Annotated in this window: 24 protein-coding genes; 4 read left to right on the top strand and 20 right to left on the bottom strand. The window is 43.2% G+C overall.

Annotation, left to right across the window (positions count from 1 at the left end; genetic code table 11):
- The 3 genes from tnpA to LIR34_RS08195 all read right to left on the bottom strand — a co-directional run.
- Positions 1-194 (bottom strand): IS200/IS605 family transposase (tnpA, locus tag LIR34_RS08205; protein WP_173902491.1); only part of this gene is annotated, 194 nt, incomplete at its 3' end.
- Between the two features lie 96 nt (positions 195-290).
- Positions 291-854, bottom strand: coding sequence for an AlbA family DNA-binding domain-containing protein (locus LIR34_RS08200; protein ID WP_244092274.1), 564 nt, complete (start codon positions 852-854; stop codon positions 291-293).
- The gene (locus LIR34_RS08195; protein WP_173902490.1) at positions 830-1183 is read right to left on the bottom strand and encodes an arsenate reductase family protein; all 354 of its coding nucleotides are present in this window, start codon (positions 1181-1183) and stop codon (positions 830-832) included. The genes LIR34_RS08200 and LIR34_RS08195 overlap by 25 nt, the downstream gene beginning before the upstream one ends.
- Positions 1184-1513: 330 nt before the next feature.
- Between LIR34_RS08195 and LIR34_RS08190 the strand changes: the two genes are divergently transcribed.
- The 3 genes from LIR34_RS08190 to LIR34_RS08180 are packed head-to-tail and all read left to right on the top strand — an operon-like array spanning position 1514 to position 3278.
- A complete protein-coding gene (locus LIR34_RS08190) occupies positions 1514-2047 on the top strand; it encodes a DUF3877 family protein (RefSeq protein ID WP_173902489.1) in 534 nt (177 codons plus the stop codon).
- A gap of 15 nt (positions 2048-2062) precedes the next feature.
- Positions 2063-3037: a choloylglycine hydrolase gene (gene bsh / locus LIR34_RS08185; protein WP_173902488.1), complete on the top strand. Its 975-nt coding sequence runs from the start codon at positions 2063-2065 to the stop codon at positions 3035-3037.
- Between the two features lie 16 nt (positions 3038-3053).
- The gene (locus LIR34_RS08180; RefSeq protein ID WP_161283811.1) at positions 3054-3278 is read left to right on the top strand and encodes a hypothetical protein; all 225 of its coding nucleotides are present in this window, start codon (positions 3054-3056) and stop codon (positions 3276-3278) included.
- 80 nt (positions 3279-3358) lie between these two features.
- Here the strand turns inward: LIR34_RS08180 and LIR34_RS08175 are convergent, their stop codons facing one another.
- The 14 genes from LIR34_RS08175 to LIR34_RS08110 form a co-directional block, all read right to left on the bottom strand.
- Entirely contained in the window at positions 3359-4342 is a 984-nt protein-coding gene (locus tag LIR34_RS08175; RefSeq protein ID WP_173902487.1) for an AraC family transcriptional regulator, read from the bottom strand.
- 15 nt (positions 4343-4357) lie between these two features.
- Complete coding sequence (locus tag LIR34_RS08170) at positions 4358-5776, bottom strand: arabinose isomerase (protein WP_173902486.1); 1419 nt, start codon at positions 5774-5776, stop codon at positions 4358-4360.
- A 105-nt stretch (positions 5777-5881) separates the two neighbouring features.
- Positions 5882-7285: a rhamnulokinase gene (rhaB, locus tag LIR34_RS08165; RefSeq protein WP_173902485.1), complete on the bottom strand. Its 1404-nt coding sequence runs from the start codon at positions 7283-7285 to the stop codon at positions 5882-5884.
- Positions 7286-7446: 161 nt separating this feature from the next.
- The gene (locus tag LIR34_RS08160) at positions 7447-8142 is read right to left on the bottom strand and encodes an L-ribulose-5-phosphate 4-epimerase (RefSeq protein ID WP_022214484.1); all 696 of its coding nucleotides are present in this window, start codon (positions 8140-8142) and stop codon (positions 7447-7449) included.
- Between the two features lie 19 nt (positions 8143-8161).
- A complete protein-coding gene (locus LIR34_RS08155) occupies positions 8162-9007 on the bottom strand; it encodes an L-ribulose-5-phosphate 3-epimerase (protein WP_161283807.1) in 846 nt (281 codons plus the stop codon).
- Between the two features lie 19 nt (positions 9008-9026).
- Positions 9027-10541, bottom strand: coding sequence for an FGGY-family carbohydrate kinase (locus LIR34_RS08150; RefSeq protein WP_161283806.1), 1515 nt, complete (start codon positions 10539-10541; stop codon positions 9027-9029).
- Between the two features lie 30 nt (positions 10542-10571).
- Positions 10572-11966: a DUF4340 domain-containing protein gene (locus LIR34_RS08145; RefSeq protein WP_173902484.1), complete on the bottom strand. Its 1395-nt coding sequence runs from the start codon at positions 11964-11966 to the stop codon at positions 10572-10574.
- Complete coding sequence (locus LIR34_RS08140; protein ID WP_161283804.1) at positions 11966-13402, bottom strand: GldG family protein; 1437 nt, start codon at positions 13400-13402, stop codon at positions 11966-11968. Before LIR34_RS08140 ends, LIR34_RS08145 begins: the two co-directional genes overlap by 1 nt.
- 14 nt (positions 13403-13416) lie before the next feature.
- Positions 13417-14280, bottom strand: coding sequence for an ABC transporter permease (locus LIR34_RS08135; protein WP_173902483.1), 864 nt, complete (start codon positions 14278-14280; stop codon positions 13417-13419).
- On the bottom strand, positions 14277-15218 hold the full coding sequence (locus LIR34_RS08130; protein ID WP_022214489.1) for an ABC transporter ATP-binding protein: 942 nt from the start codon (positions 15216-15218) through the stop codon (positions 14277-14279). The genes LIR34_RS08135 and LIR34_RS08130 overlap by 4 nt, the downstream gene beginning before the upstream one ends.
- Before the next feature lie 166 nt (positions 15219-15384).
- Positions 15385-16527, bottom strand: a complete 1143-nt coding sequence (locus LIR34_RS08125) for a substrate-binding domain-containing protein (protein WP_161283802.1) — start codon at positions 16525-16527, stop codon at positions 15385-15387.
- A 71-nt stretch (positions 16528-16598) separates the two neighbouring features.
- Positions 16599-17846, bottom strand: a complete 1248-nt coding sequence (locus LIR34_RS08120) for an ABC transporter permease subunit (RefSeq protein ID WP_022214491.1) — start codon at positions 17844-17846, stop codon at positions 16599-16601.
- Positions 17846-18832: an ABC transporter permease gene (locus tag LIR34_RS08115; protein WP_161283800.1), complete on the bottom strand. Its 987-nt coding sequence runs from the start codon at positions 18830-18832 to the stop codon at positions 17846-17848. Before LIR34_RS08115 ends, LIR34_RS08120 begins: the two co-directional genes overlap by 1 nt.
- Positions 18832-20337, bottom strand: coding sequence for a sugar ABC transporter ATP-binding protein (locus LIR34_RS08110; RefSeq protein ID WP_173902482.1), 1506 nt, complete (start codon positions 20335-20337; stop codon positions 18832-18834). Before LIR34_RS08110 ends, LIR34_RS08115 begins: the two co-directional genes overlap by 1 nt.
- A 376-nt stretch (positions 20338-20713) precedes the next feature.
- On the opposite strand from LIR34_RS08110, the gene LIR34_RS08105 reads away from it, so the two are divergent.
- The gene (locus tag LIR34_RS08105; RefSeq protein ID WP_173902481.1) at positions 20714-21580 is read left to right on the top strand and encodes a helix-turn-helix transcriptional regulator; all 867 of its coding nucleotides are present in this window, start codon (positions 20714-20716) and stop codon (positions 21578-21580) included.
- Between the two features lie 133 nt (positions 21581-21713).
- Here the strand turns inward: LIR34_RS08105 and LIR34_RS08100 are convergent, their stop codons facing one another.
- The 3 genes from LIR34_RS08100 to LIR34_RS08090 form a co-directional block, all read right to left on the bottom strand.
- On the bottom strand, positions 21714-22829 hold the full coding sequence (locus tag LIR34_RS08100; RefSeq protein WP_161283797.1) for a substrate-binding domain-containing protein: 1116 nt from the start codon (positions 22827-22829) through the stop codon (positions 21714-21716).
- 110 nt (positions 22830-22939) lie between these two features.
- On the bottom strand, positions 22940-23920 hold the full coding sequence (locus tag LIR34_RS08095; protein ID WP_173902480.1) for an ABC transporter permease: 981 nt from the start codon (positions 23918-23920) through the stop codon (positions 22940-22942).
- Between the two features lie 11 nt (positions 23921-23931).
- Positions 23932-25446, bottom strand: coding sequence for a sugar ABC transporter ATP-binding protein (locus LIR34_RS08090; RefSeq protein ID WP_161283795.1), 1515 nt, complete (start codon positions 25444-25446; stop codon positions 23932-23934).
- Positions 25447-25466: the final 20 nt, after the last annotated feature.

Genomic DNA, 25466 nt, shown 5'->3' with positions numbered 1-25466 from the left:
ATTACATGCACATGGTCAATATCATGATTCCATTCCTCCAAAACAATTCCATACCGTGGGGCAATATATCCCCATATTTCCTTTGCTCTTTCTGAAATCGGATCATTGATAACTTTTCTTCGATATTTCACCACCATAATCAGGTGATAATACATCAAGTACACTGAATGTGCATTATGATCCATATTTTCCATAAAATCAGTCCTTTTTTTGAATAATTATCTTATCGACTGATTCTATTATACCATGGATCTCGCTACCAAACAAGCGTTCTTTTTATTTTTTGCAATTCATCTCCCACCTGTAGAGGAAGGAGAATTCTTGCTATATATTATGTTAAATTTATCAAACAGCTCTGCAATTTCTTCGCGGTCTGCCGCTGCCGTAAGTGAAGACGGCCTTATCCAGTACTGCATCCGGCGGTCTTTCTTCTTTCCTTTCTCTGCATACACATCCACCGGAGCCTGATACGGTCCACTGTCTCCTGCACTGCACCACAAATAGAGAAGATAAACCCCTGTATTTTTGTAATTAATTACTTCAATTCTTGGAATATATCTCGGTGTGATCAGATTGCAATACTGAAAAATCTCCTGCTGCACAGAATCCAGGATATTCATCGGAAGACCTTTAGGTGGAAGAACCGGAATTCCATCTTCGGCACGGATTCCGATTACAAGATATCCACCGTTTACATTATGAAGATCATTTGCAAATGCACAGATCGTATGGATAATGTCATTAGGATTCCATCCTTCTTTATATTCAACTCTGTTCTGCTCAACCGTCCGTCCTGCAAGTAATGTTTCTAATTTTAACGGAATCATACCTACCCCCGTATTTTCTCTTCCCATTCCTTCTCACGAAATCCGGTCAGGACAAAATCTTCTCCGACTACAAGAGGGCGTTTTACTAACATGCCATTGGTTGCGAGCAGTTTCAGCTGTTCGTCCTCTGTCATCTGCGGAAGTTTTTCTTTCAGATTCATCTGCTTGTAGAGCATACCGCTTGTGTTAAAAAATTTCTTAAGCGGCATCCCGCTTCTTTCGTACCATTCCTTCAGTTCTTCATATGTGGGATTCTCCTCCACGATCGCTCGCTCCTCAAAAAAAATCTTGTGCTCCTCGAGCCATTTAAGTGCTTTCTGACAGGTGCTGCATTTTCGATATACCAGAACTAACATTTTATTCCCTCCCTTGATCCGGCAAGCAAAATTTTTTGTATGCTCCTGGCACTGCCTTATCTTTTCTTTCTTAATTTCAATGAAACTATCGGCGATGTGCCAGAATTGCTAATAAAAAAATCTGTATATAGAATATTTCTTTAGAACTTTTGATTTCATCATACTCTACATCCCCCACACTGTCAACGAACATTTTTTATAACATTTTGTCAGATCTGTATTGCCATTCGGGACATAGATTGAACCATTTTCCCACGTCCCCACTGGCATTTTCACGGGAAATCTGGTACAATGTGTTGCAGTGATTTAACTTGTAAAGGAGGTCCCATTATGGGTTATGATAAACTTGAAAAGAATCTGATTGACATCATCAAAGAAGAGCAGGCGAAGCTTGGATTTTTTAAAGAAGATATCCGTCTGTATTATCCGCTTTCCTCTCTGAATCATTTCTTTGCTGCCAATGATACTGCCGATGAAATGCAAAAACGTCTTGATGCACTTCCGGCTTCTCTCACAGATAAACTCGGAGACATCATGGTTTCCCACAAGGGAGACCGTTTCTGTTTCCATATTCCACCGCAGGGAACTGTCTATGTACACGACAACACTGCCGGAAATGAATTTATTAAGGAACTTGTCAATCTGGTCGGCAGACATGGCTGTACCATGAATGAAATCCTGGATTTATTCCATACTTATTCTGAGAATATCATTACGGAAGAAATGGATAACGGCGAGTTCGACCGCCTGATCCGCTTTGCAGATAATCCGGATGATACCTATTACTACTGTTTCAAAGACGAAGGATGCCACATCATCTACCATCGTTTCCTTCCAGAAGACTATACCGATTTCGATTTTTGATAAGGAGGCTTTTTTATGTGTACCGCAGCAACTTACAAAACCAGAGATTTTTATTTCGGAAGAACTCTTGATTATGAATTTTCCTATGGGGATCAGATCACCATTTCTCCCCGAAACTACCCATTCCATTTCCGTCACATGGGAGTTATCGATCAGCATTTTGCGATCATCGGGATGGCTCATGTCGCCGAAAACTATCCTTTATATTATGATGCCATCAACGAAAAGGGGCTTGGCATGGCCGGTCTGAATTTCGTAGGAAACGCAGCCTATGCAGATGTGAAACCAGGTGCTGACAATGTCGCACAGTTTGAATTCATTCCATGGATTCTCTGCCAGTGTGCTTCTGTCGATGAAGCCCGTGCACTTCTGTCCGGAATAAACCTTGCCAACACACCATTCAGCGAACAGTTTCCTCTGGCACAGCTTCACTGGATCATTGCTGACAAAGACAGTTCCATCACTGTAGAGTCCATGTCCGACGGTCTTCATATTTATGACAATCCGGCAGGAGTTCTTACCAATAACCCGCCGTTTCCACAGCAGATGTTCCAGTTAAACAACTATATGCACCTGTCTCCAAAGCAGCCTGCAAATACATTTTCTGATGACCTCGGTCTTGCTGCTTACAGCCGCGGCATGGGTGCTCTCGGACTTCCGGGTGATCTTTCTTCCGCATCCCGATTTGTTCGTGTGGCTTTTACCAAAATGAACGCAAAATCCGGTGATTCCGAACTCGAAAGCATCAGCCAGTTTTTCCACATCCTCGGCTCTGTCGATCAGCAGAGAGGCTGCTGTGAGGTCACAGATGGCAAATACGAGATCACTCTCTATACGTCCTGCTGCAATACTGCAAAGGGAATTTACTACTACACCACCTACGAAAACCATCAGATCAGTGCAGTTGATATGAACAGAGAAAATCTGGACAGTAATCTCCTGATCTGTTATCCTGTCCTTCAGGGTGAAAAAATCAATTTCCAGAACTGAAAAGAGAGGTACTCATATGAATCTTGGAAACTTAATGCAGTTAAAAAATTCCTGGGCCACATTTACCCGGAATCATCCCAAATTTCCCAAATTTCTTCAGGCTGCCGGAAGTGCGATCCGACCTGATACGATCATCGAGATCAAGGTCACCACACCTGAGGGCAAAACCATCGAAACAAATCTTAAGGTCAGAGAATCTGATATCGAGCTTGTAAGAAACCTTGCCGGAAGTGCGAGATAAGCTGTATCATCCAAAAAGACACCATTGGCTGTATGTTCGTACATCCTTTGGTGTCTTTTTATCTCTTTATTCTGTGTATCTTATAGTCTTACCCGTTCTTCTTTGCTGTTTGCGATCCGAAAGGCCCTCGGTGTCATATGGTAATGTTCTTTAAAAACCCGGTGGAAGTAACTTCCGTTCTCATACCCGACCGCCGCAATCACATCACTGACCGGAAGGTCTGTCTCACACATCAGCTCCGCTGCTTTATTCAGGCGTTTACGCTGAAGCAGTTCTTTAAAATTAAATCCTGTGTTTTTTCGGATCATTTTGCTCAACACATGCATCGGAAGGTGCAGTTTCTCGCAAAGCTCCGTAAGTGTAGCTGTCCTGTACTGCTGCTCAATATAATCCAGGGTGGTCATTGCGATCATGTTCTCATACTGGTTTGGAAGGCGCATCTCTGCATATTGTACTGACTCCAGAAGATACAGAAAGATAAGCCCCATCGTTGTCTGATTGATACGATTCTGCTCTCCCCGTCCCGTTACCAGAGAATAGATGATATTTTCAAGCAGATTCTGGATCTGCAACACCTCTGCCACTTTGAAATGAAGATATTCTCCCCTCTCCTCATCCTGGCGCAGAACATTTACAAGAAAATCCGCAAGCACATTGTTATTCCCCGCCATCGTATATGCCACATCAAAAAACTCGGGAAGGATCATAAAATTGATCGCTATATCCTCTTCTCCCGCTGGCAGGATCTCATGCCGCGTAAACTGATTCAGAAAGAGCAGTTCTCCCTTCTGGATCACAACTTCCTTCCCGCCAATAATATTGACAAGTCGTCCCTGGCAGACATAAAGCACCTCGATAAAATTGTGCCTGTGCGACGGAAAATGTACAAACCGTGTGTGTGTACGCACCGCGATCAGCTTTCCCTCGCTGAGCATCTTGGCGCTGTCCACGGTAAAATCCTGACCAGATGTGTAGAGATCCTTATCTACCTCTGCCACCCCGTCCAGAATGCGCTGTTCTTCTTCTGTGATTTTTCTTAAATGATCTAATAAAACCTGCTGCATATGGGGTGTGGTATATTATCTTGTAACAATATCAACCGGAATATTAAAGATCTTTGCAACCTTCAGGATGGTATCGATATGTCTTCCTGTAGCAGCGGCCATATGATGTGTCGGGCCGGCTTCACTCCAGCGGTTTACAAACTCTCTTGCGCCACAGGTGAAACGTGTTCTCATGTTGGTATCACCAAAGGAAAGGATTGGTCCTTCTTCGTTTACGCCTTCAGCAACAACGAATTTGAAGTGTCCGTCAGCATCCTGTGTGATCGCAAGATAGGTAACCGGACCTGTGTATGGATAGAACTGGGTCAGATATCCACCGCCTGTTTTGCCATGGAATACTGGTACGATCTTCATGGTAGGTTTCTTATCAGAGATATCAGCATCTCCGCTTCCGGAATGTCCGATGATGCAGATGTCATCGTTGAAGTCGATGGAGTACATCTCAGAAAGCTGGCCTGTACCGGAAATGGTCTTGAGGATACTCATTGCCATGGCAACCTTCATATCACCCTCAACGGCACATGCTGTACCCTGTTTGATCAGCATAGAGAATGCCGGGATCAGCATACTGTCAAGGACACCTGCCTTACCCTGTGCAAATCCGTCATAATGGGAAGCAACCATGCTGAGATGTTCGTCTTTTACCCATTTCTCGAATGCAACAACGTATTTTGCCATATCCCATACTTTTTCGATTGTGCCGCCATCCTCAATATCAAAAGTATCAAGAATATCCTGTGCTTTTGCACGGATCACTTCTTCATCTGTGATATCGTCAGCAATCGCCCACATTTTTTCCCAATCAAACTGTTTGGTGTACAGGAACATTCTGTTGTACAGGTTTGTCTCATCGATGTAAAGGTCCATCATACCCGGATAAGGTCTTCCGATCTGAGCGATATTGGTATCGCGGAATCTTCTTCTTACCTGTGCAGCCTTGCACCAGTCTTCGATCTCTGCCTGAACAGCCGGATCTCCACCCTCAACTACACCTGTAATAACAGCATGTCTCTTGCCTGCTCTTTCCAGATCGGCAACTGCTTCACCTACAGCACCGCAGGCATATCCTTCACCAAGCCATGCAGCGATATCTGTGTGATCATAATCCAGTGCTTTGAGCTTCTGAACGTTCACAAGAACAACCGGAACATCAAGATCACGGATTGCAGGGAGCATATTGTAGGATGTCGCATAGGTCAGCATCTGAAGAAATACGATATCAACGTCTGCAGCACGGAATTTATCTCCAGCTTCCATAGACTGCTCTTTTGTTGTTACCATTCCTCCATCGATGATCTCTACTGTATCAGGGATTGTTTTTTTGAATGCCTCATACTGAGCTTCAAACTCAGGTACCAGTGACGGGAACTGAGGCAGGTATGCTCCTAAAGCAATAGAAAATACGCCGACTCTTGCTTTTGTGTTTACTAACATAATAAAACCTCCAATTTATTTTATTAATGTATATACTCACCTTATTCCAGGTGCATATAGCTCAATAACAGGATGATTGGGTAAAAAGCCTCCATCTATGATCTCTCAGGCTTTGAAAATCTTGATTCCGAAAGACTCATGAATGGTTGTACGAGCCTCTTCAACAGATTTAAATTCGCCTTCCTTAATCATCTGTGCAGTGATATTTCCGATTGCAGTTGCTTCTCCAGGACCTGCATGAACTTCTTTACCTGTTGCCTTTGCTGTAAGTTCATTCAGATATCCCGCATTGGAACCACCGCCAACTACATGGATACGGCTGTAAGTTCTTCCTGTAAGTTCTTCCAGTTCTTTTGCTGCTTTTGCATAGCACTCAGCAAGGCTAGTGTAGATAACTGTTGCAATCTCGCCCATTGTCTCCGGAACCTGCTGTCCGGTTCTGCGGCAGTAGTCCTTTACTTCTTCTGTCATGTTTTCCGGGGAAAGGAAGCACTCATCATTTGCATCTACTCTGGATGGGAAATCCTTTGCTTCTTCTGCCATAGCACAGATTTCTGCAAAACTGTATCTGTCATTTACTTCATGACGAACTGACTGGATCATCCACAGTCCCATGATGTTCTTGATATAACGGAAGCGTCCTTCATAACCACCTTCATTTGTGAAGTTCAGTTCGCAACTCTTTGGTGAACAGTCCGGAGTCTTTCTTTCGATTCCCATCAGGGACCATGTTCCGGAACTGATATAGATAAAGTCATCATCGTTTGCCGGTACTGCAAGGACTGCGGATCCTGTATCATGTGTTGCCGGTGCGACAACTTCTACGTCAAAGCCGACTTCTTTCTGAAGTTCTTCTGTCAGATGTCCTACACTTGTGCCAGGCATGATCAGTTTCTGGAAAATTCTTCTCGGATATCCCAGTTTGTCGATGATCTCATAATCCCAGTCTTTTGTCTGTGCATTTACCATCTGGCCTGTTGTAGCCTCTGTATACTCACAGGTCTTCTGTCCTGTCAGAAGGAAGTGAAAGTAATCCGGCACATGAAGAAGAGTCTCTGCCTGCTCCAGATATTCCGGATGTTTTGTCTTAACTGCCATCAGCTGGTATATCGTATTGTAAATAGCTTTCTGGATACCTGTTCTTGCATACAGTTCTTCAAATGGAATGATCTTGTAAACTTCTTCATCCATTCCCTCTGTACGATGGTCGCGGTATCCGACTGTGTTACCAAGTACCTTGTCATCTTTATCAAGAAGAACGAAGTCAACACCCCAGGTATCAACGCCCATGCTTACCGGAATCTTGCCGATCTCTTTACATTTCTTAAGACCTGCAACGATTTCTTTAAAAATACGGTCAAATTCCCAGCAGAGTTCTCCATCCTTCTTTACCATACCATTCTCAAAACGATGAATCTCCTCGAGCTCCATTCTGCCATTCTCCATGTGTCCAAGGATCAGACGTCCACTGGATGCTCCCATGTCTACTGCTGCGTAATACTTAGTCATTGTAAAAACCTCCTAAATGTTTTTCTTTTATACAGCAAATTTCTTTGTGCAAACTGCTGTATATTCCTTCTCGTTTTCTTCTTAATAATAACATAATACAACAAGGTTCTTCAAGTGTGAAGAACCTTGTTTGTTTAAAAAAGTGTCTTTATTTGCAATTGTTATTTTACAATCTGCCCATAATAAGCGTTTGCACCGTGTTTTCTGTAATAATGTTTATCCTGAAGTTCCTGTGGTGCCGGTTTTACCTGCGGATTGATAAGTTCACAGCGAGATGCCATTTTGGCAACTTCCTCAAGTACAACTGCATTATGTACTGCCTCATGAGCATCTTTGCCCCAGGTAAATGGTCCGTGGTTTTTGCAGAGTACTGCAGGAACTGCCTCGTAATCTTTGTCCTTAAAGTAATCAGCGATCAGCACTCCTGTATTTTTCTCATATGCCTCGTCGATTTCTTCTTTTGTGAGGTTTCGCACACAAGGTACTTCTCCATAGATGTAGTCTGCATGTGTGGTTCCATAGCATGGAATGCCTCTTCCTGCCTGTGCCCAGCTTGTTGCCCAGGAAGAATGTGTATGTACGATTCCACCGATGTTCGGAAATGCATTGTACAGTACAACATGTGTTGCGGTGTCAGAGGACGGATTGTATTCGCCTTCTACTTTGTTTCCCTGAAGGTCAACAACAACCATATCTTCTGGTTTGAGCTTATCGTAATCCACACCGCTTGGTTTAATTACAAAAAGTCCTTTCTCACGGTCGATGCCACTGACATTTCCCCAGGTGAATGTCACCAGCCCATATTTCGGCAGGTCCATATTTGCTTTGTAAACTTCTTCTTTTAATTTTTCTAACATTGTTCTTTCCTCCTGAATTTTATTTCTGAACATCCAGTATCGGACACATCATTTTTACTGCATCATTAAGATCTTTTTTCCATTCCGGATTTCCTGTGTACCAGAATTCCGTCACAAATCTGCGTACTCCCAGATCCCAGGCCTTCTTTATTGCCGCCTCAAAATCCACATGTCCGGTTCCATACGGAATTTCTCTGAATTTTCCAGGGACAGTCTCCTTAAGATGAAGAGAAGTCAGATTTCCTCTGCCCAGTTCCATATCCTCCAGTACATCTGACTTGTAAAGAACCGCTGCATTAGTGAGATTTCCGATATCCGGATAGACTTTAAGATAATTGGAGCCACACAGTGTTACATATTTCATGGCTTTCTCAACCGTATTCATAAATTCATTTTCCATCGTCTCAAGTCCAATGAGCACGCCGGTCTTTTCTGCCAGTCTTGCAGCCTTTCTCAGATTTTCAAGAAATCTGTGTTTTGTATCCAGTGTTGATTCTTCATAATAAACATCATATCCCGGGATCATCACAACACGGATTCCAAGATCATCTGCCAGCTGAAGTGATTTTTCCAGAATCGCCATTCCTCTTGCACAGCATGCTTCATCACTGCTTCCGATCGCATATTTGGTAAGTGCACTGACACACATTGTCCGGATCGGAATTCCGGTCTCATACATGGTTTTTACAAGTTCCAGGCGTGATTCTCTGTCCATATCCAGCCGGGCGATTTTTTCTTCTGTTGCATCAATACTGATTTCAACATAATCATAGCCTGCTGCCTTTGCCGCCTCCAGTCGTTCTTTCCATGTCAGCGTACCCGGCATTGCCTTTTCATACAGTCCAAGCTCATATGCCTTACTCATTCTGTGGTTTCTCCTTTTCCTAGTTTCTGAAATACTTCCACGCACCATTCAGTCCGTCGATCACCGCACGGTATGCCGCATATTTTTCTTTGTAGATATCTGCATATTCCGGTCTTGGCTGTATTGTCTTGGTGATCTTCACTGTACGTCTCATTGCATCCTGATAATCTTTGTAAATTCCCGCTGCAATGCCGGCTGCCATCGCTGCACCCTGTGCACCGAGTTCCTTATCCTCGATCACATCGATCGGAAGCTGAAGCGCGTCTGCAAAAATCTGTACCCATACATCTGAATTTGCAGCGCCTCCGGAAAGTCGTACACTCTTCGGACGTTCACGGTTTCTCAGCAGTTTGTTGACATGGGTCACATGGGAGAAAACAATTCCCTCATAAACTGCACGAAGCATATGTTTCTTATTATGATAAGCAGTCAGGCCTACAAAGGTTCCCTTTGCCAGTGGATCTTCGTTGGAGCCGTTCAGGAATGGAAGGAAGATGATATTGTTGTCCTGCGGCTCGATAGAAGCTACCCACTCATTGGTGATATCGTATACGGAGCCTCCGTTTTCTTTCGCTTCTGCTTTTTCATAACTCATAAGATTGCGGATGAACCACTCCATATTTCCGGCAGATGTCGGGCTGCTCTCCTCGATCAGATAATATCCCGGCATACAGAACAGAGAATTCAGTGCAACTGTGCCGTTTGTCACAGGTTCTTTCGAAATATACTCGTTGATACTCCAGGTTCCGGCCACCATACACATCTGTTCTTCATCAGAAAGTCCGGATGCGATTCCGCATGCGTTGATATCAAACATACCTGCAGCTACTGGGATTCCCTCCGGAAGACCGGTCTTCTCACTCGCTTCTTTCGTCACATGTCCACAGATATCGGCAGCGTTGCGAAGCGGTGGAAGCTTGTCGTAGCATTCTTCCAGATCAAAAAGCTTCATCAGTTCACGGTCATGTTCGTGTGTGATCATATTGACAAGATTTGATCCGGAACAGTCTGTGTATTCACTGTATGCCTCTCCTGTCAGCATGTAACGGATATAATCTTTTACTGCAAAGATATACTGTGTTCTCTCAATGACTTCCGGCATATTTTCTTTGAACCATGCCAGGATGCTTACCGGCTGTACTGCCAGAATGTCCTGCAGAGTTTTCTCATAAACCTTTTTGTCAGTGCCATCCTCATGCCATCTTTTGACCTGTGCCCAGGCTCTTGTATCCGTAGAAATGATTCCGTTATAGGAAGGCTTTCCATCATAGCCTACCATGTACAGACCTTTTCCATGTCCTGAGAAAGAAACCCCTGCAATGTCCTTTGGATCGATATTACTCTTCTCGATCGCATTACGTACAGCCTGTGCATTTACCTCCCAGAGTTCATCCATATCCCTTTCTGTATAACCTGGCTTCGGAGTGATCGTCACAGTCGGTACACTGGCCACAGAAATCTGCTTTCCGTCTTCATCAAAGAGCGCTGCCTTTGAAAAAGTACCCCCATTGTCAATCCCCATTAAGTATTTCATGCCATACCTCCTCTTTTTATATATGATTTTTTATTTTAATTCTTCCAGAAGTCTGTCCAGCTTCTCTGTCATTGTCTTTACATACAGTTTATTTGTATGTGCTGCTTTTGTGCCATCCTCATAGATGACCGTGTAGAAATTCTGGTCTTCTTCATAATATGTAATTTCTTTCTTTGAACCATCCGTCAGTGTATATACAAGCTTCAAAGCCTCATCCCCGGTTTCTTCCGGCACGCTCTCCAGACGTTCCTGGGCGGTCACACTGACACATGCATAGTAGAAATCTGTAAATAATTTTTCATCCACTTCCTGCTCATCTACAAGCCATTTTACTGACTCCAGACCACCCTTTGTCGTCTGTGTTTCTTTTCTGAGCACATGCGTTGCACCATCTCTTGTAACTTCAAGTTTATCAAGATCCCCTATCGAAACAAAGCTGTATGTCAGACTCCAGTAAGAAGCCGCACTGGATTTCAGAAGGTCTGTCAGATACTCTCCACGAATCGTATGAATCTCCGGAAGTTCATTCAGCCTTGCATAATAGTTGCCGTTTTCATCCTCATCGCCTACGGAGAGGTCAAACTCTTTTGCTCCTTCTCCGTCTTTGTATTTTACGGTGAGTACCATCTGCGGATCGTCCAATCCATATTTTACATAATCGGAACAATTGTATTCAAGATCCTGATACCAGATAATATTGGACACATTATCCTGGACCATGCCGACCAGATTCAGGTTTGCAAGCTGGCTTTCTCCCTCTTCATCCTCCACCGTACACTGGTCATCCCCTGTCATGATAAGAACATAAGAATCTTCTTCCTTGTCCACATCAAACTCTGTCATCGTTTCCGGTTTTACCTTCGGGAAGTCCGTATAGGCTGCAAAATCCTGCAGCTTACCTGCGAAATCCGAGTCAAAGGCAGTTTTTGTCATATAAACCTTATCTGATTTTTCTTCTGTCTGGAAGTACAGTTCATGCGTGGACGTATTCTTATCTCCGATATACAAATCCTTCTCTGTTCCGTCAGAAAGTGATATCTGAATCGTATTTGCCGGTTCTTCCAGTCCGAACTGCGCCAAGTCCCCCCTTGCGTCCAGCTCTCTGGTACAGCTCACAGAAGAAATATCTGCAAGCAGCTTCTGGATCTTATTTTCATTCATCTGAAATACAGAGTCATCCGGACAGATCCAGGTGTCATTCTTTTTTTCAAAGGTCAGTATCCCGTCGTCACCGCTGAAAGAAATACTGCTCACTTCATCCGTGTCTGTCTCAAACACAACAGATGCCGCAGCCTCTTCCTGCTCTTTCTGGCTCTCTGCCTCTTTTTGTTTATCTGAGTAACGCAGAAGAAACAGATAGGCCAGTCCTGCAAGGATGACCAGGATCAGTGCAATGACCAGTTTTTTTATTTTTTTTCCATCCATCAGCGTTTTCTCCTTGATGCCCAGACTGCCAGTCCTGCAATAATAAACAGAAGTGGAAGTGTAAATACACAGATCGCTGTCCATATATTTGCTGCCCGGTCTGTCAGTGTCAGATATTTGACCTGAAGGCTCTTTGTCTGTACTGCCGCTGAAGTTTTTTCTCCATTGCAGAGGTAATTTACAGTTCCGCCGAGAAGCTGTGCATTGCTTCCGGATACAGCCTGATTATAATTGGATTCCAGCAAATATCCTGTACTGTAATAGACGATCTCCGTATCAGCCTCATCATCGTTATTCGTATCTTCCTGGATCAGCATACCGATCGTAAACGGACCGCTCTTATCTCCCTTTTCCTTCTCAGAGGTTGTCATGTTTTCCACATCTTCTTTGCTGTAGGATGCATCAGAAGTCGTCAGAAGCGGTTGATAGGTGATGGAATCTCTGTGTGAATCCGAAGTAAGGATTCCCTGGCTCATCGGTGCCAGAACAGAACCATTGCCATATACATTTTCGGTAATTGCCGAATAACTGATATCCGGAACCAGACAATACTGATAAGACATATATTTATCAGAGTCGCCTTCCAGGATGATTCCTTTTTCTCTTTCAACTCCATAATTTGCGAGGATGGAGTCAAAATTCGGCATATCCTCTACGGTATAATTTGAGAAGATGATCGCTTTGCCTCCGTCTTCCAGATAATCAATGATCTTCTGTGCTTCTTCCTCAGAATAATCTACCGTCGGCGTATTGATAAGAATTGCATCTGCATCATCCGGAACCTTATCTGTAGTCATCAGATTCAGCGTCAGTGGATTTACATTATCCTTGGAGATCACATCTCCAAATGCACTTCCAAGTGCTGTCTCTCCATTTCCGCTTAAGATATACAGATTCGGGATGTCTTTGGCTGTCACATAATCTACAGCACTTGTTATCATTCCCTCACCGTCAAATCCGGTCTTTACATAACTGTAAGTATTATAGTTCATGCTCTCCACATACATGGAATCCGCATTCACTACTTTACTCACATCACCGCTGACTGCGATCACACTGTTATTTGCAACATCTTCCTGGGTATATTTGGAAGTAAATCCCGGATACAGTGCCGGATCGATCTGCTCTACCTTAATGTGGGAGGATGCAGACTCATAACGGTCCAGAAGCTTCTGGATTGTGTCGTCTTCTTTTCCGCCTTCACAGATATAATAAAGCTCCACATCCTGATCCAGATTTTTGAGTATTCCTGTCGTAGTATCGGTCAGTGTATACAGTTTTGCGTTGCTGAAATCAAACTGGGTTACTTTGACCGGAAGATGATTCACGATCAGATTCATTATGATCAGTCCTGCCAGAAGCAGTACGGTAAGCAAAATACTGTAAGAACCGTTTATCAGAATTTTGCTGTTCTGTTTGTTGTCTTTATTCTTCATGTCGTCCCTACCTCCTAGTTCCAGCGTCTTTTTGCAATCGTCTGAACTGTCAGGAACAAAAAGAAAACAATAACAGATACATAGTACACGATCGCGGATATATCCAGAATACCGTCAAAGAAATTTGTCAGCCTTCCATTCATATAAAATACAGACAGAACCTTGCGGAAGCTTCCTTCAAGAAGAGATGCTTTTGCAAAATAAACCACCTGGAGTGCCACCTCCAGAAGCACGCCTGCTCCGATCACGACCTTGAGATTTCCGATCATATTATAGACCAGGGCCATCACAAGAACGATCACTACCGTAAATGCACTCACAGATGCGATTGCAGTATTGGGAACCATTTTGCCGATCGTGTTCATCAGATAGCAGACCAGCAGAGTTCCGAATGTCATAACCGCTGAGATCACCGGGTTTTCTGTGACCGATGAGAAAAATACTCCGATTGCAATATTGGCACATCCGAGGAGATAGAATCCAAGGATTGAAAAATATGCTGCCGGAAGGTTTACTGAACCAAACATAGTAAGGATCAGAGGATAAATACAGATGATCAGCATCGGAATGGTAAACAGAACTACAACTGCCAGATATTTACCGATCACAATGTCTTTTACTGTCATTGGCAATGTAAGTAATAACTGGTCTGTTTTCTGTTTTTTCTCTTCTGCCAGAACACGCATCGTCAGGATTGGAACAAATACCAGAAAAATAAACTGAACATTCTGAAGTACCAGTTCAAATCTCGGCGAAGCAAGATTCAGATTCTGATAGGCAAAATACAGGCTTACGACTGCCAGCATAAATGCAATAAACACATATCCGATCATTGAGATCCGATAACTTCTTAATTCTTTTCTACATACAGCGATCATGCTCTTCCCTCCTCAGTAATTTCAAGAAAGATGTCTTCCAGCGACATTCCTGCCCTGCTGATCTCAAGAAGCGGGATTCCTGCCTCTGCAAAACGGAAGAATAACTGTTTTCTGTAATCCGCCTGATCCTGTACTTTCAGCTGGAACCTGTATGTCTCAGCTTCTTCTGCTTCTTTCATATCAGCGATACTGAGTGCCGGGAATTCACGCAGGATATTCTGGATCTTCTCCAGTTCTCCCTGTGCACTCAGACACAGGATATCCTGTCCCTTAAACAGTTTTTCCAGATTTTCTGTACTGTCACTCACTACCAGATGTCCCTTGTTGATAATAACTACATGGTCACACACTGCCCCAATCTCAGAAAGAATATGCGAGCTTATCAAAACGGTGTGATCTTCTCCCAGCTGCTTTATCAGTGTGCGGATCTCTATGATCTGCTTCGGATCCAATCCGACGGTAGGCTCATCAAGAATAATGATATCCGGATTTCCAATCAGTGTCTGTGCAATTCCGACTCTCTGCTTATATCCTTTGGAAAGATTTTTGATCAGCCGATCCTTCATATTGGTGATCATCACTTTTTCCATGACATCTCCTATCATGGACTTTCGTTCTGATTTCGGCACGCCTTTGAGATCTGCCACTGTGAACAGATACTCCCAGACTGTCATGTCCATATACAACGGGGGAATTTCCGGAAGATATCCAATATGCTTCTTGGCCTCTTCTGCCTCTTTAAAAATATCATGTCCTTCAATAATGACTTCCCCTGATGTCGCGGCAATGTAGCCGGTCATTATATTCATTGTAGTTGATTTTCCAGCACCATTTGGTCCTAACAGTCCATAGATCTTTCCTTTTTCAAGTGAAAAACTGATGTCCTGTACGGCAAAATGATCTCCGTATTTCTTTGTAAGATTTCTAACTTCAATCAAGATATTCCCTCCTGTTGATCAAACTCTTCCCCAATTATAATACATTATCAGAAAATATGCCACTGTCGTCCCTGATATGTATGAAAGAAAAGGCGTTCGCCCGCGGGCGAACGCCTTTGTTATCACACTTCTAATTTATTTCCATTAAACAGAACTGCAATACAGATTAAAGTTTGTCAACCCACTCTGCCATGTTGTCTTTGTAGAATACATAAGGCTGACCTGTGAGAACGCCTGTGCCACCATCGCCATTGTCTTCAGCGGTGAATGTCTCAGCTTCATATTCGCCCCAAGCTTCCATATCAACAGTTGATCCTGCGGATCCGTCGAATCCATCGTTCTGAACTGCCATCTGGATAGCTGCTGTAGAAGCTCCAAGATGAGATACATCCCACAGCATCATGTATGGGCAAACAAATGAGAACTCATCATCATCTGCGGTAGCCGGCATGTAGTTCTTCATTTCTGAAGGAAGTCCAAGACCTGTCAGTTTGATATCAGATTTAGCCTGTGTAAGAACTTCACCTGCTGCTGCGATACCAACTGTTGTTGGGGAGATGATTGCATCTACATTGTTTTCAGCCAGGAATGCCTGAGCCTGTGTAGTAGATTTTGTTGCTTCGTCATCACCATATTTCTTGTTGAGTTCCGGGCTTACTTTGCCTTTGTAGATGTCTTTCTGAAGTTCCTGCTCCATAACTGCGATCCATCCATTCTGTACAGGTGTATCGATACCAGCGGAAAGAACACCAAGTCTGATCTCGTCTCCGTCGTAATCAGCGAGAGCTGCCTCTACAGTTTTTTCCATTGTTACGTCTTCCGGATCATAAGCTACGCCAAGAACCTGAAGAACTGCTGCACGAACCTGCATAGCTCCGATATCTTCTGTGGATGCCTGATTGTTGTGAGTTACACGATAATCAGCAGATGCAGAAGAGTCAACGGATACGATCGGAACACCCTTTTCCTGAGCTTTTGCAAATACTTCATCAAATCCTGTGTCACCATTTGTAGAAATGGAGATGGATTTGCATCCCTGAGTAATTGCTTCGTCAATGAGCTGTACCTGAGCTGCTACAGTTGTCTCAGCCGGTGATTTCTCTGTGCAGTTTTCCCCAACCTGCTCCATATAAGATGAGAAACCTTCATACATGATAACACCAAATGCGTTACCTACGGATTTGAACATAAATACGTGGGAACCAGATACATCTGATGTGTTACCAGCTGCTGAAACTGCTGCCGGAGCTGCCAACGCCATTGTTGTTGCAAGGCCCATAGCCATTGCCTTTTTGAGATTTTTCTTCATGAAACACTTCCTCCTTTTTATATATATATAAACATCTTTGTGTTTATATTTCGTAGTTCAGACAGGTAAGATTATTTGAAACGCTCTTTTGCTTTCTTTGCGTTTTCCTGCTGTTCTGCCCACCACTGAGCAGATTTCTCTTTACATTCTTTCTGAGCTGCTTCGATCTTCTTATTGAGTTTCTCGATCTGAGCTGCCTTGTCAGATGCATTGCCTTTTTCAAGTTCTTTGATCTGTTTCTTCATATCTTTAACAGCAGCTGCTGTTCTGTCATTGATTGCTTCAATGTTCTTATTGTTATGATAGAACAGTCTCAGTTTGATATCTTTGATCATCTGTTTGTTGATCGTGGAGATCAGGATCGTTACGATAAGGATAACACCGATAACGATTTTCTTTGTGTTCGGGTCGATACCCATAAGTCCCAGTGCATATGTAAGGAAAGCCATGATAAAGGTTGCAATGATAGGTCCCCACATTTTACCTTTACCACCATTAGTGGAAACACCACCTAGTACAGCACAGGCAATCGCTGTCATTTCATATCCTGTACCCATGGAAGAGGAAAGACCTCCACCCATACGTCCGATAAAGAAGATGGAACCGATACCTGCCATAAATCCCATGAGGATAAATACCTGCATTTTGACTTTCTTAACACTGATACCTGAATAATTTGCACATGTCGGGTTGTTACCAACAATGTAAACTTTACGTCCAAATGGTGACTTGTGAAGAACAAAGATGAAGATAGCACCCATGATAAGGAAAAGCACCATACTCAGCGGAATGATTCCACCAATGTTCATCCATCCGATCTTGTTGTACCACTTCGGGAAATTCTTCAGAGAATTCTCACCCAGAACGATTTCCACAATACCTCTGAATAACATGGATGTAGAAATTGTAGTGATAACCGCCGGCATTTCAAGGAAAGCAACACAGAATCCATTGAATGCTCCACAGAGCATACAAACAATGATTCCGACGATAACACAGATGAGTGACGGAAGTCCTTTATCCATCAGAAGTCCTGTTACCATTCCACCCAGGATCATCTGTGCTGCTACTGATACGTCAATGTCACCCAGCAGAAGGATGAATACCATACCAAGTACAAGCGGAGAAACATCCAGACCTGCATTAATCATTGACTGAACTGTACCGTGGGTAAAATAAAGATCCGGTTTTATAACCGCCAACAGTACATTAATTAAAACCATGATATATACAAGAATCATTTCCCATTTGACAAGGAATTTCTTTAATACAAATCCTTCCTTGACACTGAGGTCTCTGTCGTAATTACTTCCTGGCATTAGATCAACGCACTCCTTTCTTTGAGAGCCTGTCTCTTAGCGGACTGCTCGGTAAAGTAGTTAATTGCAACGGCAACAATGATAATTCCGCCCTGGAGTGATTTCTGCCATACACTCATACCAGGAATCATACTAATGAAATATGTGATCACAGACATGATAAGTGCACCGATCGCCACACCATCCATACGTCCTTTACCACCGGTGATAGATACTCCACCGAGAACGCAGATTGCGATCGCAGTCATTTCAAAACCGTCTGCCATTCCATAATAACCAATTGCATAGTTTGCAGTATAAAGCATACCTGCCAGACCTGTCACTGCACCACAGATCACGAAAGAATAAAATGTTACCTTTGGTTCTTTGATACCTGCAACTGCTGCAGATTCACGAGATGTACCGATTGCATAGATTCTTCTTCCTGCGGAAGTATATCCAAGGAACAGTCCTGCTACAACCAGCAGAATGATCGTGATCCAGAGGATGATCGGCAGTCCTAAGAACTGTCCGATTGCAAACGTACGGTATCCGTTCAGTTCTTCGTACTGTGCTGCGAACCACCACTGTCCGCCAGAAACTACAAACGCAAGACCACGGAAGATGTACATCGTACCCAAGGTACAGATCATCGGAACCATGTGAAGGTATCCAACCAGGAAACCATTCAGTGCACCACAGAGTGCGCCGAGAACAATTGCAAATAATACCCATACGATTCCAGGGATTCCCGGATGGCTGCATGCAAGAGTGGTACAGGAAATACCAACAAATGCAAGCTGGGAAGCGATGGAAATATCAATACCACCAGTAAGAATAACCATCATCTCAGCAATCGCAAGGAGTGCATAGATTGTATTGTTCTGAAGCATACTTACCAGAGATGTGGCAGTAAACATACCCGGTGTAAGGAAACGGGCGATCACCAGCAAAATGATCAGAACTGCGATCAATCCGGTATTTCTGGATTTTAATAAATTTTTCATTATTTATGCCCCTCTCTTTCTTTCAGAGATGCTTCAAGCAGCATTTCCTGGGTTACAGTTTCCATATCGCCAAACTCACCTGTCACACGGCCGCTCTTCATTACAACGACTCTGTCTGCAACACCAAGAACCTCCGGCATTTCAGAAGAAACCATAATGATTCCGTATCCTTTGCATGCCAGACTGTTCATAATCTCATAAATAGAATATTTTGCACCAACGTCGATACCCTTTGTAGGCTCGTCCATGATCAGAACCTTCTGATCGGAACTCAGCATCTTGGCAACAACGACTTTCTGCTGGTTACCACCTGACAGAGATGACGGCGGTGCAGTGATATCGTTTGCTTTCAGCTGGATCTTCTTACACAGAGCAATCGCATTTTCCATTTCTTTATCAACATCCATCTGTCCGCTCTTTACAAACTGCTTCATGGAAGCGGAAGATACATTCTGATAAATAGGAAGTTCATTTACAAGCCCCTGTGTCTGTCTGTTCTCCGGAAGAAGTCCGATTCCAAGATTCAGAGCATCAATCGGACTCTTGATATCTACTTTCTTTCCTTCCAGACGGATCTCACCGCTGTCCGGATGCATGATACCATAAATTGTCTGACATACCTCAGTACGTCCTGCTCCTACCAGACCTGTCAGTGCAAGGATCTCACCTTTACGTACATTGAAGGAAATATTCTTGAAATATCCTTCTTTGCTGATATTATCAACCTCAAGTACCACATCACCGATCTTGGCTGTTTTCTCAGGATACATGGAATTCAGTTCACGACCAACCATTGCCTTTACAAGATCTGCATTTGTGATCTTGTCAACATCCCAGGAACCAACATATGTAGAATCACGGAATACGGTAACACGAGTAGCCAGCTCATACATATCTTCAAATCTGTGAGTGATAAAGATAATAGAAACGCCTTTGTCTCTCAGATCCTTTGCGATACGATATAACTGAAGACATTCATTTCTTGTAAGAGAAGCTGTCGGCTCATCCATGATCAGGATTCTTGCGTCACAGGAAAGTGCCTTTGCGATCTCAACCAGCTGCTGCTCTGCAACAGACAAGTTGCCCATCGGTTTGTTTACATCGATCTCTGCACTTAAAGGCTGAATCAGTTCTTTCGCACGCTGTCTCATTGTCTTCCAGTCATAGAAGCCAAATTTATTCTTAATTTCCCGTCCCATAAAAATATTCTCTGTAACAGTCAGATCAGGGAACGCTGTTACATGCTGATAAATAGCAGCAATTCCAAGTTTTGCTGAGTCTGTAGTGTTTCTTAATGTTACCTGCTCACCATCCAGCAGCATAATTCCGCTGTCCGGCTGATGTACACCGGTAATGACCTTAATGAAAGTTGATTTACCAGCTCCGTTTTCTCCCATCAGAGCATGAATCTCGCCTCTTTTTAACTGAAAGTGAACTCCATTCAGAGCTTTAACTCCACCAAATGTTTTTACTACATCTTTCAGTTCCAAGATATACTCACTCATTTTGTGTCTTACTCCTCCCTTTCCTTCGTTGTGATTGAACTGCGTTGCGTTCTTTATGTATCTGATTTTATACAAATCATAGAGTTTTTCAATATATAAAATTGCTTTACAGGTATCAAAAATTGCGTTTTTGGCACTTTTTTATATTTTACAGCAAAAAACATCTTATCTTTTAACAATCTTCACATCAGTTACATGTACCTGTCAGATTTTGTTTATCTATATTGCCAATGACAGTTTTTACATAAATTTTCTCCTTTATTTTGGTTCTTTGTACACTTTTTTTTCTTCTGTATTATTGATATAATAAAAAGCATTACCAGTTACGGGTCCCTTCGTGCACAGTAACTGACTATCATTTCTTGCGGAGGTTTTTATGCGACTGCCAAAACACATTATGCCTGATGACTATTTTTCAGTCACCCCCAAAACAGATGTCCAGATCACAGCCCTTCCCTTCTATATAAAGGAAGTCGGATACTGCAATGACCGTAAATTTATCCGTGGTGCCTGCAACAATTATTCAGACTACTTATTCGTCTACTCCCTGTGTACCATGAAGTTCAAAAAAAACGATGAGAAACATCCTGTTCATTCCCATGATATCATTGTATCTGCCTGCAATACACCGTTGACCTTCTCTCTTCCTATTTCTTATGGAAAGACACGACGTGAATACCTGTATTTTATCATCGGTGGATCCCACGCACAGCAGTTTTACAATTATATCAGACGGCATGACTGTACGTTTCATTTCAACAAGCTTCATCACATGCTGGATCTCTTTCTTGAGAGCCTTGAGATCGACTATAAATCAGACCCTATGTCAGCACAGATGCATGCCAGTTCTGTAGTGCATCAGATCTACCTGGAACTGTACATTCTCTCCCAGAATATTCTGAACGCCAAAAAACAGACTCCTGTTCAGGACAGTGCCGTAAACACAGCACTTAAATATATCCAGACGCATTATCAGAGTGATCTGAGTATCGATGCAGTCTGCAACAGCGTCAGCTTCTCAAAATATTACTTCTGCAAGCTGTTTAAGGAACATATGGGAATCTCGATCCACCAGTATGTCACTGAATTCCGTATTAATAAGTCCAAGGAACTTCTGAGTTATTCCAAACTCTCAATCTCTGCGATTGCAACCTCTGTCGGATTCAAAAATGCACTTACCTACACGAGAAACTTCGAGAAGCTGGAGCATATGACACCTTCCGAATACAGAGAATTATACTAAATCTTTCATCGGAATATATTTCTCTGGCAAAAATTTGACGGATTGATTCCCAAAAGACATAAAAAAGAAACCCCGGAAAATCCGGGGTTTCTTTTTATGTCTTCAGAACACTGCTTCAAAAGCTGTATTCAGATTAGTCATAAAGGTTTGGAGCGATCTCTTCGTCATCCATGTTTGTGGAATCATACCAGTATCCATCTGTAGGAACATCTTCAAGTTCCTGTCCGTTTGCTGCTGCTGTAAGAGCGTATACTGCGTAGTATCCCATCATCAGAGGAGACTGTGTAACTGCTCCGAGGAATGTTCCGTCCTGAACAGCTGCTTTGATGATAGAACCAGCGTCGAAACCAACACCGATAACGTCGCCTGCTGCTGCGTCAGATCCAAGAACGTTCAGGTTTGCGTTAGCTGCAAGAACACCTTCTGCGGCTGTCTGGTTGGAACCGAAGATAGCAATGCAGTTTTCTTTGGAAAGGATAGCCTGTGCTTCATTGGAGCAAAGCTCTACAGTTGTCTGTGCCGGAACTGCAACCTGGATAACAACGTCTGCATCTGCTTCTGTTGCATCAGCGCCTTTTGCTGCGTTTACATAGAATTCGTTTCCTGCAACTGCTACTGTTTTGCCATCAGCCTGAAGAAGTTCGATCATTTTGTCGATAAATCCGCCGCCACGCTGCTGAATGTTCTGAGCTGTAGCATCCTGGTTAACTTCACCGATAACAACCTGTCCGTCTGCATTAGCTACTACGTCTTTGATCGCATCGTACATATGAGTTGCTGCTTCTGCACCAGCCTGTGCGTTGTCTGTGCAGACTTCACATACTACAGATCCTTCCGGAGCATCTGCGATACCTGTATCAAATGTTACAACCGGGATTCCTTTGTCAGCACATGTCTGCAGTGCATCCAGAACAGAAGATGTATCGCATGCTGCAATACCGATTCCTTTCGGGTTGGAAGCGATTGCTGTGTTGATCATGTTAACCTGGTCAGCGATATCGGACTCACTGTTCGGTCCCTGTGGTGTGTAAGTAACACCAAGTTCTTCAGCAGCTTTCTTCATACCTTCCTGAGCTGCATCCCAGTAGGTAGACTGGAAAGATTTAACCATCATCGGGAATTCATATGCTTCGTTTGCTTTCAGATCTTTGAACTGATCCGGGAGATCAGCTGCCATAACTGTTGACATAGACATTCCTGCTACCATTGCTGCACAGATGCTTAATGCTACCACTTTCTTGAAATTCATAACTTATTTCCTCCTTAAATAATATATTATATAGTTTTTATTTTATGATACGCCGGAAGGAAGTTCCGGCGCCCCTCATACCTTAACCAAATATATATCCCAAATTGCTGTTACATAGCTGCTTTTTTCTTTTCTTTTACGATATCGATCAGAACCGCACCGATCAGGACAAGACCTGTGATGATCTGCTGCCAGTTTGCCTGAAGTCCTACATATGGAAGACCAGTCTTCAGAAGCATGATGACAAAGATACCGACAAATGTACCGATTACGGAACCGTAACCACCGGTTGCTGCAACACCACCGACGAATACACCACCGATCGCGTCCATCTCAAGTCCGGCACCTGTACCAGGCTGTACTGTAGGTGTTACTGCTGCATAAGCAATAGCTGCAAGTCCTGTAAACAGACCACATACTACGTATACCATTACATGGTAGAATTTAACGTTGATTCCTGAAAGAGCTGCTGCTTCTTTGTTGGATCCGATTGCGATGGTGTAACGTCCGAATTTTGTGTGATTCAGAACGAATTCCATCAGAAGAACCAGAAGAACCATCCACAGGAAACCGATCGGATAACGAGAAGCACTTCTTCCTGTTCCTATTGTAAGCTTAAAGATGGAGTGGAACCATCCACCATCCTGTGTAAGTCCCGGCCATGGTGTTGCACTGCAAAGAGAGCCTGCACCACGGGTAATCATACATGTACAAAGAGTTGCAAGGAACGGCGGCAGGTTCATTACACCAATAAGCACACCATTCAGTGCTCCGACAGCGACTCCAAGTACCAGGCAGAGCAGCATAGCCGCTGCTACCGGCCATCCATGGCTTCTTACCATTGTTCCGGCGATCAGTGCGTAACACACCATACCGGTTCCGATTGACAGGTCTACACCACCAGTAATAAGAGGGAATGTAACACCAATTGCCATCAGAAGATCATAGTAGGAGAAATCAAGCATACTTAAGAGTGTTGTATACTGTCTGAACTCCTTACTCATGATAGAGAATACCGCACTTAATGCGATAATAACCAGCAAAACAATAAATCTCTGATCACTTATAATACTTTTTTTCTTCTTAGTCATGACTTTCCTCCTTAATCAATATTCCTTGTAGCCTTATCCATGATGTGTTCCTGTGTTGCTTCGGAAATATCGATATTTCCTGTTACTTTACCTTCACACATAACGATGATACGGTCACTCAGACGGAGAATTTCTGTCATTTCAGAAGAGATCATGATGATGGATTTGCCTTCTGCTGCCAGTTTACTCATTAACTTGTAAATTTCGTTCTTGGCACCAACGTCGATACCTCTGGTCGGCTCATCGAAGATCAGGATATCACTGTCACGGGTAAGCCATTTCGCGATTACGACCTTCTGCTGGTTACCACCGGAAAGGTTTACAACCAGCTGATCTCCACTCGGAGTCTTGGTAGCAAGTTCTTTGATATATTTCTCACTGACTGATTTCTCTTTTGCTTTGTTGATGAAGAGTCCATTGGTGAAATCTTCCATTGTAGCCAGTGTGGTATTTTCATTTACGGATTTCTGAACAACAACTCCGTATCTTCTTCTGTCCTCTGACAGATAACCGATACCATATTTAACAGCATCCTGTGGTGTGTTAATCGTTACTTCACGAAGCTGTCCGCTCTGTTTGTCCATAATAGAGATTTTGCCGCTCTGTTTCGGGTCTGCACCAAACAGTGCTCTCGCTGTCTCAGTACGTCCTGCACCCATCAGTCCGGAGAAACCAAGAATCTCACCTTTATGAAGTTCAAAGCTTACATTCTGAACCATCTTTCCTGCATTCAGGTTCTCTACCTTAAGAACAACCGGTGCATCCGGTGCAACCATGCTGTGTTCCTTAGGATCTTCATAGATAACACGACCAACCATCATGTTGATGATGTCTTCTTTTGTACTGTCTTTTGTGATCAGAGTTCCTACATAACCACCATCTCGCATGACAGTTACACGGTCTGTGATCATCTTGATCTCATCCATACGGTGTGAGATATATACAATACCGTAATTCTTCGCACGAAGATCACGAATAATTACGAACAGGTCAGCGATTTCTTTCTCTGTAAGAGCTGCTGACGGCTCATCGAAGATGATGATCTCTGCTTTGTGGGAAATTGCTTTTGCGATCTCGCACATCTGCTGTTTACCAACAGTAAGGTTGCTCATCTTCTCTCGCGGATCGATCTCGATATTCAGATCCTTGAATAATTTCCTGGAGTCTTCAATCATCTTCTTGTCATCTACACGGAATCCCTTCTTCGGCTCACGTCCGATGAAGATGTTCTGTGCGACAGTAAGGTCTCCGACCATGTTCAATTCCTGGTGTACGATTACAACACCGGCATCCTGTGCTTCACGAGTATTGTGGAAAGCAATTTCCTGACCTTTGTATGTAATAGAACCGGAATCTTTCTGATAAATACCGGTAAGAACTTTCATAAGTGTAGATTTACCGGCACCGTTCTCTCCCATAAGTGCATGTACTTCACCGCGTCTCACTTCGAAGTTAACGTGATCCAGGGCATGAACACCAGGAAAGGACTTATCAATATCCTTCATTGTTAAAATAACGTCACCCATTGTTTCATCCTCCCTTTCGA

It is taken from the genome of Blautia sp. MSK17_66, from assembly GCF_020538025.1.
Taxonomy (GTDB): domain Bacteria; phylum Bacillota; class Clostridia; order Lachnospirales; family Lachnospiraceae; genus Blautia_A.
Note: the sequence above shows the minus strand (reverse complement) of the source record. Positions and strands in the feature narration are given on the sequence as shown.

Excerpts from the sequence above, each read along its gene's own strand:
- LIR34_RS08200 (WP_244092274.1), bottom strand. The coding sequence starts at position 854 with ATGGGAAGAGAAAATACGGGGGTAGGTATGATTCCGTTAAAATTAGAA.
- LIR34_RS08195 (WP_173902490.1), bottom strand. The coding sequence starts at position 1,183 with ATGTTAGTTCTGGTATATCGAAAATGCAGCACCTGTCAGAAAGCACTT.
- LIR34_RS08190 (WP_173902489.1), top strand. The coding sequence starts at position 1,514 with ATGGGTTATGATAAACTTGAAAAGAATCTGATTGACATCATCAAAGAA.
- bsh (WP_173902488.1), top strand. The coding sequence starts at position 2,063 with ATGTGTACCGCAGCAACTTACAAAACCAGAGATTTTTATTTCGGAAGA.
- LIR34_RS08180 (WP_161283811.1), top strand. The coding sequence starts at position 3,054 with ATGAATCTTGGAAACTTAATGCAGTTAAAAAATTCCTGGGCCACATTT.
- LIR34_RS08175 (WP_173902487.1), bottom strand. The coding sequence starts at position 4,342 with ATGCAGCAGGTTTTATTAGATCATTTAAGAAAAATCACAGAAGAAGAA.
- LIR34_RS08170 (WP_173902486.1), bottom strand. The coding sequence starts at position 5,776 with ATGTTAGTAAACACAAAAGCAAGAGTCGGCGTATTTTCTATTGCTTTA.
- rhaB (WP_173902485.1), bottom strand. The coding sequence starts at position 7,285 with ATGACTAAGTATTACGCAGCAGTAGACATGGGAGCATCCAGTGGACGT.
- LIR34_RS08160 (WP_022214484.1), bottom strand. The coding sequence starts at position 8,142 with ATGTTAGAAAAATTAAAAGAAGAAGTTTACAAAGCAAATATGGACCTG.
- LIR34_RS08155 (WP_161283807.1), bottom strand. The coding sequence starts at position 9,007 with ATGAGTAAGGCATATGAGCTTGGACTGTATGAAAAGGCAATGCCGGGT.
- LIR34_RS08150 (WP_161283806.1), bottom strand. The coding sequence starts at position 10,541 with ATGAAATACTTAATGGGGATTGACAATGGGGGTACTTTTTCAAAGGCA.
- LIR34_RS08145 (WP_173902484.1), bottom strand. The coding sequence starts at position 11,966 with ATGGATGGAAAAAAAATAAAAAAACTGGTCATTGCACTGATCCTGGTC.
- LIR34_RS08140 (WP_161283804.1), bottom strand. The coding sequence starts at position 13,402 with ATGAAGAATAAAGACAACAAACAGAACAGCAAAATTCTGATAAACGGT.
- LIR34_RS08135 (WP_173902483.1), bottom strand. The coding sequence starts at position 14,280 with ATGATCGCTGTATGTAGAAAAGAATTAAGAAGTTATCGGATCTCAATG.
- LIR34_RS08125 (WP_161283802.1), bottom strand. The coding sequence starts at position 16,527 with ATGAAGAAAAATCTCAAAAAGGCAATGGCTATGGGCCTTGCAACAACA.
- LIR34_RS08120 (WP_022214491.1), bottom strand. The coding sequence starts at position 17,846 with ATGCCAGGAAGTAATTACGACAGAGACCTCAGTGTCAAGGAAGGATTT.
- LIR34_RS08115 (WP_161283800.1), bottom strand. The coding sequence starts at position 18,832 with ATGAAAAATTTATTAAAATCCAGAAATACCGGATTGATCGCAGTTCTG.
- LIR34_RS08110 (WP_173902482.1), bottom strand. The coding sequence starts at position 20,337 with ATGAGTGAGTATATCTTGGAACTGAAAGATGTAGTAAAAACATTTGGT.
- LIR34_RS08105 (WP_173902481.1), top strand. The coding sequence starts at position 20,714 with ATGCGACTGCCAAAACACATTATGCCTGATGACTATTTTTCAGTCACC.
- LIR34_RS08100 (WP_161283797.1), bottom strand. The coding sequence starts at position 22,829 with ATGAATTTCAAGAAAGTGGTAGCATTAAGCATCTGTGCAGCAATGGTA.
- LIR34_RS08095 (WP_173902480.1), bottom strand. The coding sequence starts at position 23,920 with ATGACTAAGAAGAAAAAAAGTATTATAAGTGATCAGAGATTTATTGTT.
- LIR34_RS08090 (WP_161283795.1), bottom strand. The coding sequence starts at position 25,446 with ATGGGTGACGTTATTTTAACAATGAAGGATATTGATAAGTCCTTTCCT.